Genomic DNA, 6,562 nt, shown 5'->3' with positions numbered 1-6,562 from the left:
TCTCTACAGTGAGGGGTGGCTCTTGAAAGCACCACCAATCTCGATCAGAGGCTAAACCGCCCAACCATGTTGTTCAGGTCCAGCGCCAATCGCGACAGCTCATTGCTCGCGGCACTGGTCTGGTTAGCCCCGGTCGCCGACTGCACCGACAGATCACGTATGTTCACCAGGTTGCGATCCACTTCGCGGGCCACCTGTGCCTGCTCTTCGGCAGCGCTGGCGATCACCAGGTTGCGTTCGTTGATTTCGACGATCGCGCTATTAATAGTGTCGAGCGACATGCCTGCACCACGGGCGATGTTCAAGGTCGACTCAGCACGCTCGGTGCTGTTGCGCATCGAATCCACGGCGTGTTCGGTGCCGCTCTGGATGCTGCCGATCATGCGTTCGATTTCGCTGGTTGACTGCTGGGTGCGGTGGGCCAGGGCACGCACTTCGTCCGCTACCACGGCGAAACCACGACCGGCCTCACCGGCACGGGCAGCTTCGATGGCTGCGTTCAATGCCAGCAGATTGGTCTGGTCAGCCAGGCCGCGAATCACGTCCAGCACTTTGCCGATGTCACGGGACTCGTTGGCCAGGTCGCCAATCAGGGTCGCGGTGCTCTGCACATCGGCGCTCATGCGTTCGATGGCGCTGACGGTTTCCTGCACCAGGTCACGGCCATCACCGGCGGAGGTGGTGGCATTTTTCGAGGCTTCGGAGGTGCTGACGGCATTGCGCGCGACTTCTTCCACGGCGCTGGTCATTTCGTTGACCGCAGTGGCGGCCTGTTCGATTTCGTTGTTCTGCTGAGTCAGGCCACGAGCGCTTTCGTCGGTGACACTGTTGAGCTCTTCAGCGGCGGATGCCAGTTGCGTGGCGGAGCCGGAAATCCGTTGCAGGGTGTCGCGCAGCTTGTCCTGCATCTTCGACATGGCCAGCAGCAAGCGGCCGGCTTCGTCCTCACCGTCTACTGTGATCGGGCGAGTCAGGTTGCCTTCAGCTATTACTTCGGCAGCGCTCAGGGCGTTGGCGATCGGCTTGGTGATGCTGTTGGTCAGCAACCAGGCGAAAAGCAGGGTCAGGCCGGTCGCGATCACTAGCAGGGTGACCACCAGGTTGAAGGCCGAGGCGTACTGGTCGGCGGCTTGCTGATTGGTGTCGAGGGTCTGCTGAGTGTTGAACTCCAGAAGGCGGTTCAACACGGCATTGACCGCTTCGGAGTTGGTCAGCAAATCGGTGTTGAGCAGGGTGCGCAGTTCATCGACCTGATTGTTGCGCGACAGGGTCTTCATGCGGTCTTCGATCTGACGGTATTGGCCGAGCAACTGCACGTACTGGTCGTAGGCCGAACGTTCCTGCGGGTTGGTGATCAGTTTTTCGTAAATCGCCTGAGCGGCGCGAATCTGCTGATTGCGGGTTTCCAGCAGTTCCATGGTCTTTTGCTGCACGTCCGGCTCGCGGTTCACCAGCAAACGGTAGGACAGCACGCGCAGACGCAGGGTGAGTTGCGTGAACTCGTCGAGGCTTTTGATGCTCGGCACACTGCTTGAGGTGATGTGCTCTGTGGCGCCGCGAATCTTGCTCATCTGGTTCAAGGCAAACACACCCAAAATCAGCATCAGGCCGCCAATCAGGGCAAATCCGAGGAACGCCCGTGGCGCGATATTCATATTACGAAGGGACATGGTGTTTACCGAAAAGAGCGCCTCCGTGCGGCGCTGAGACTGACGTATGGGTGACTTATCGGTCATACGACTAAAGTCTTGAGGCCCTGCGCGTATTTGTCGCATAAAGGCTCCGGCGACGAAGTGCAGGAACCAGATCCACCAATCACAGTCTTTAAAGTTCGCGAGGAAGGTCGCTCGCCAGGAAAATCAAGGCGTTGCGCCCCAATAACCCTGGCATCCGTGGTGACTTTTCTTTATCGTACGCGCCCTTTGAAAATGCTTGGAAAATCAAAATGTTGGAAGCATCCCTAAGCCAATTGGAACAGCTGGTCAGCGACCTGGTGCAACAGAACCAGACCCTGCTCGGCACTAACCAAACCCTGAGCGCAGAACTGGCCCAGGCCAAGGATGAAAACGAAAGCCTGCAACTGAGCCTGATGGAACAGGAAGAGAAACAAGGTGCCACCGCTGCACGCATCCAGGCCCTGGTTGAGCGCGTCAGCGCCGGCCCAGTCAGCGCATGAGTCACGGCGCCGCAGGGGTAAAAGTCGTCTCGATCCTGGGGGAGGACTATTCGATCAAGGCGCCGGCCGGGGAAGAGCAAACCCTGCTGGACGCCGCGTTAATGTTGAAGGCAGCTTTGGCCGACACCAAAAGGAAGTACCCGACGCTGATCGGTGACCGCTTGCTGGTGCTGGCCGCGATGAATCTGTGCTCCCAGCAGATCGAAATGCAGAAACAGCACAAGCAGGAACTCGACCGTTACCAAGAGCAAGTCAGCGCCACGGTTGAAGTGATCTCCAAGACGATCAATCAGGCCTGATCGGCTTTGCGCACAACCAAAGAATAAATTGTCGTTTGCGTTGTATACAATCGGCACGGCTGTTGCAGTGTTTCAGCCTCTTATTCTTTGGGGGTGCTCCATGCAGTTCTGGCGACGCAGTATTCAATGGCAGTTGATCCTGAGCATGGGCACCGCCCTGCTGGTCAGTATTCTGATCGTGGTTGGCATTTATACCCTCGTGGTCAACCGTCTTGCCGAGCGCTATCTGGTCGAACAAGCGCTGCCGTCGAGCATCGAAGCGATGCGCAACGACATCGAGCGAATCCTCGTTCAACCCCTCACCGCCGCCAAGGACATCGCCAGCAATAGCATGGTGCGCGACTGGTTGGCCGGGGGCGAAAACAGCGCCCAGACCCACACCTTCGTGACCTATCTGGAAGGCATCCGCGCTGAGCACAAAGCCTTTACTGCGCTGATCGTCGGCACAGCTTCAAACCACTACTTCACTGAAAAAGGCCTGGACCGGACCCTCAGCCGCTCCAACCCCAAAGACGCCTGGTTCTACTCGTTCCTCGACAGCAACCAGCCGCGCACGCTCAATATCGACAATGACACCGCGACCGGAGAGTTGGCGCTGTTCATCGACCTCAAAGTCGAGCAAGCCGGCAAAGTCGTGGGCGTTGCCGGGCTTGGCCTGAGCATGAAAGAGCTGTCAGAGCTGATCCACAACTTCAACTTCGGTGAGCGCGGCAAAGTCTATCTCGTGCGTTCCGACGGTTTGATCCAGGTTCATCCCGAAGCGCAGTTCAGCGGTAAACGCTCCTTGTCCGAACAGATTGGCGCCCCGGCAGCGCAAGCCGTCATGGGCCAACAAACGGCCACCCACAGCAGCTTCGATCGCGATGGCGAAGATTTCCTGGCATTGAGCCTGCCGTTGCGGGACTTGGGCTGGACCCTGGTGGCCGAAGTGCCGCAGTCGCAGATCTACGCCGAAGCCCGCCGCGCGATGTGGATGAGCAGCGGTATCGGCCTGGCGGTGGCGCTGGTTTGCCTGATGCTGGTGGTGTTGTTGGCCCGTGGATTGGTGCGGCCGATCCGTCAGGTAACAGCGGCACTGGTAGCCATCGGTAGCGGTGGTGGAGATTTGACCCACAGGTTAGATTCCAGTCGCGCGGATGAACTGGGTGACCTGGCTCGCGGCTTCAATCGATTCCTGGAAAGCCAGCGCGACATGATCGGCGAAGTGCTGACCACCAGCGAACGTTTACGCACGGCAGTCGGCCAGGTGGCGCGTGTGGTGGACAACACCGCAGAGCGTTCCGGCCGGCAGCAGGAAATGACCGACATGGTCGCCACCGCCGTCCACGAAATGGGCCTGACCGTGCAGGAAATCGCCCAGAACGCCGGCACCGCTGCGCTGGCTTCGCAAACTGCCCGCGATGAGGCGATGCAGGCGCGGGAAGTGGTGGGCGGGTCGATCCGGCACATTGAAAGCATGTCCGATGAGATTGGCCTCGCTGCCAGTGCGGTGGGCGAGTTGGCCCATCAGGTGGCATCCATCGATCAGGTGCTGGCAGTGATTCGCGGGATTTCCGAGCAGACCAATTTGCTGGCGCTCAACGCGGCCATCGAAGCGGCGCGGGCCGGGGACATGGGGCGTGGGTTTGCGGTAGTGGCGGATGAGGTGCGGACGTTGGCGCGGCGGACGCAGTCGTCGACTGATGAGATTCAGCAGATGATTGGCAGCCTCAAGCAAGGCGCGGAGAACGCGGTGTCGTCGATGCATTCCGGGCAAGCGGCGACCGGCACGGGTGTCGAATCGAGCCAACGCACCGGGGCATCGTTGACGGCGATTACCGGCCAGGTGGAGCGCATCAGTGACATGAACCATCAGGTGGCGGCGGCGACGGAAGAGCAGTCGGCGGTGACGGAAGAAATTAACCGGAACGTACAGGGGATTTCCGATCTGGCCCATGCCACCGCCGGGGAGGTCAGGGCTTGCCGCGAGGATTGTCAGACATTGCAGCGGTTGGCGGATGATCTGGCGCGGCAGATGGGTAGCTTTAAACTGAGCTGACGCCATCGCGAGCAGGCTCACTCCTACATTGAGAAATGTGTTCAGCACAGAACTACTGTAGGAGTGAGCCTGCTCGCGATTAGCCTTCAGCAACACCAAAAATGCAGGATCAGAACCACTCATCCTGCATTGTCAGGCACACATCATCCCGCGCCTCAAGAATCGCCAATTCATGGTGGCAGCCCGGCACTTCCCACGTCAGAAAATACCGCGCCGCCTGCAGCTTGCCTCTATAGAAGCTCACATCCGCCACATTCCCTTTGGCCAGCCCTTCCTCAGCGCGAATCGCCTGCTCCAGCCAGCGCCAGCCAATCACCGTGTGCCCGAACACTTTCAAATACAGCGCCGAGTTCGCCAGGCTGCTATTAACCTTGCCTTGCCCCAAATCCGTCAGCAAACCAATGGTCACGGTTTGCAGGCGCGCCACCAATTTCTCCAGCGGTTCACGCAGCGCAGTTAAAGACTCATACGCTTGAGCGCGCTCGGCGGTATCGGCAATCAGGCGGATCAATTGCTTGAGCCCCGCACCACCGTTCTGTGCCAGTTTGCGGCCCAGCAAGTCCAGCGATTGAATGCCGTGAGTCCCTTCGTGAATCGGGTTCAGGCGGTTGTCGCGGTAATACTGCTCAACCGGGTACTCGCGGGTGTAGCCATGGCCGCCGAGTATCTGGATCGCCAGTTCGTTAGCCTTCAGGCAAAACTCCGAGGGCCAGGATTTGACGATCGGCGTCAGCAAATCCAGTAACTCATGGGCTTGCTTGCGCTGGTCTTCAGTCTCCAGCGTCGTGGTGTCATCGAACAGCCGCGCGGCGTACAGCCCGAGGTCGAACGAACCTTCGACGTAGGCCTTCTGCGTCAGCAACATGCGTTTGACATCGGCGTGCTGAATGATCGCCACCGGCGCGGTATTCGGATCCTTGCTGTCCGGCACGCGACCTTGCGGACGCTCGCGGGCGTACTCCAGGGAATACAGATAACCGGCGTAACCGAGCATTACCGCGCCCATGCCGACGCCGATCCGCGCCTCGTTCATCATCTGGAACATGTAGCTCAAGCCATGATGAGGCTTGCCTACGAGGTAGCCGACACACTCGCCGTTGTCGCCGAAGTTCAGCGCGGTGGAGGTGGTGCCGCGCCAGCCCATCTTGTGGAACAGCCCGGCCAGCAGCACATCGTTACGCTTGCCCAGACTGCCGTCATCGTTGACCAGAAACTTGGGCACGATGAACAGCGAAATGCCCTTCACCCCGGCCGGTGCATCCGGCAGCTTGGCCAGCACCATGTGCACGATGTTTTCCGACAGCGGGTGATCACCGCCGGAGATGAAGATCTTGTTGCCCTTCAGGCGATAGGTGCCGTCAGACGCAAGCTCTGCGCGGGTACGAATATCCGACAGTGACGAGCCGGCATGCGGTTCGGTCAGCGCCATGGTGCCGAAGAAGCGTCCGTCGATCATCGGTTGCAGGAATCGCTGTTTCTGCTCCTCGGTGCCGAAGCTTTCGATCAGGTTCGCCGCGCCCATGGTCAGGAACGGATAAGAGGTCGACGCCGCGTTGGCGGACTGGAAGTGCGCGAAGCAGGCTTGGGACAACAGCGTAGGAAGTTGCATCCCGCCCGCGTCGAAACTGCGTGCGGCGTTGAGGAAGCCGGCTTCAAGGAAGGCATCCACCGCCGGTTTCACTTCCGGAATCAGAATCGCCTGACCGTCCTCGTAGCGCGGTTCGTTCTCGTCGTTCTTGCGGTTGTGCGGGGCAAAGAACTTCTCGGCGATGTTGCGGGCGGTGCCGATGGCGGCATCGAAGGTCTCGCGATTGTGCTCGGCGAAACGCTCACGCTGAGTCAGGCCCTCGGCATCGAGGACTTCATACAGCTCGAAAGCCAGATTGCGGGAACTGAGCAACGTCTCGGACATGGCGGCCTACCTTTTTTTGGAATGGACCGAGTCTAGGCGTGGGGAGGGCGGGGTGAACAGGATGATTGATGAGCGTGATGGTAGAGCCGCGCAACAACTTAGCAGGCGCCCCAAAACAAATGTAGGAGTGAGCCTGC

The 6,562-nt window shown here is 59.5% G+C and carries 5 protein-coding genes and 2 pseudogenes; 4 read left to right on the top strand and 3 right to left on the bottom strand.

Features of this window, described 5'->3' with window-relative positions:
• Positions 1 to 44: 44 nt before the first annotated feature.
• Together VD17_RS33255 and VD17_RS33250 are read right to left on the bottom strand one after the other, a co-directional pair.
• Positions 45 to 908 (bottom strand): methyl-accepting chemotaxis protein, encoded by an 864-nt coding sequence (locus VD17_RS33255; protein ID WP_371922129.1) that lies wholly within the window; start codon positions 906 to 908, stop codon positions 45 to 47.
• Positions 900 to 1,655: pseudogene (locus VD17_RS33250) on the bottom strand (MCP four helix bundle domain-containing protein); the annotation flags it as partial. The pseudogene VD17_RS33250 and the gene VD17_RS33255, both read right to left, overlap by 9 nt.
• 290 nt (positions 1,656 to 1,945) lie before the next feature.
• On the opposite strand from VD17_RS33250, the gene VD17_RS30260 reads away from it, so the two are divergent.
• The 4 genes and pseudogenes from VD17_RS30260 to VD17_RS33240 all read left to right on the top strand — a co-directional run bounded on the left by VD17_RS30260 (position 1,946) and on the right by VD17_RS33240 (position 4,513).
• The gene (locus VD17_RS30260) at positions 1,946 to 2,176 is read left to right on the top strand and encodes a hypothetical protein (RefSeq protein ID WP_008149645.1); all 231 of its coding nucleotides are present in this window, start codon (positions 1,946 to 1,948) and stop codon (positions 2,174 to 2,176) included.
• Positions 2,173 to 2,475, top strand: coding sequence for a cell division protein ZapA (locus VD17_RS30255; RefSeq protein ID WP_046057038.1), 303 nt, complete (start codon positions 2,173 to 2,175; stop codon positions 2,473 to 2,475). The genes VD17_RS30260 and VD17_RS30255 overlap by 4 nt, the downstream gene beginning before the upstream one ends.
• 100 nt (positions 2,476 to 2,575) lie before the next feature.
• Positions 2,576 to 3,646 (top strand): annotated as a pseudogene (locus tag VD17_RS33245) (HAMP domain-containing protein); the annotation flags it as partial.
• A gap of 21 nt (positions 3,647 to 3,667) precedes the next feature.
• The gene (locus VD17_RS33240) at positions 3,668 to 4,513 is read left to right on the top strand and encodes a methyl-accepting chemotaxis protein (protein WP_429513125.1); all 846 of its coding nucleotides are present in this window, start codon (positions 3,668 to 3,670) and stop codon (positions 4,511 to 4,513) included.
• A 109-nt stretch (positions 4,514 to 4,622) separates the two neighbouring features.
• On the opposite strand, the gene VD17_RS30245 is transcribed toward VD17_RS33240, so the two are convergent.
• A complete protein-coding gene (locus tag VD17_RS30245; RefSeq protein WP_046057036.1) occupies positions 4,623 to 6,425 on the bottom strand; it encodes an acyl-CoA dehydrogenase in 1,803 nt (600 codons plus the stop codon).
• Between the last annotated feature and the right edge of the window lie 137 nt (positions 6,426 to 6,562).

It is taken from the genome of Pseudomonas fluorescens (assembly GCF_000968015.1).
GTDB lineage: Bacteria > Pseudomonadota > Gammaproteobacteria > Pseudomonadales > Pseudomonadaceae > Aquipseudomonas > Aquipseudomonas fluorescens_W.
Note: the sequence above shows the minus strand (reverse complement) of the source record. Positions and strands in the feature narration are given on the sequence as shown.

What these genes read in the sequence shown, in the direction of transcription:
- VD17_RS33255 (WP_371922129.1), bottom strand. Translation starts at nt 908, where the DNA reads ATGCAGGACAAGCTGCGCGACACCCTGCAACGGATTTCCGGCTCCGCC.
- VD17_RS30260 (WP_008149645.1), top strand. Translation starts at nt 1,946, where the DNA reads ATGTTGGAAGCATCCCTAAGCCAATTGGAACAGCTGGTCAGCGACCTG.
- VD17_RS30255 (WP_046057038.1), top strand. Translation starts at nt 2,173, where the DNA reads ATGAGTCACGGCGCCGCAGGGGTAAAAGTCGTCTCGATCCTGGGGGAG.
- VD17_RS33240 (WP_429513125.1), top strand. Translation starts at nt 3,668, where the DNA reads ATGATCGGCGAAGTGCTGACCACCAGCGAACGTTTACGCACGGCAGTC.
- VD17_RS30245 (WP_046057036.1), bottom strand. Translation starts at nt 6,425, where the DNA reads ATGTCCGAGACGTTGCTCAGTTCCCGCAATCTGGCTTTCGAGCTGTAT.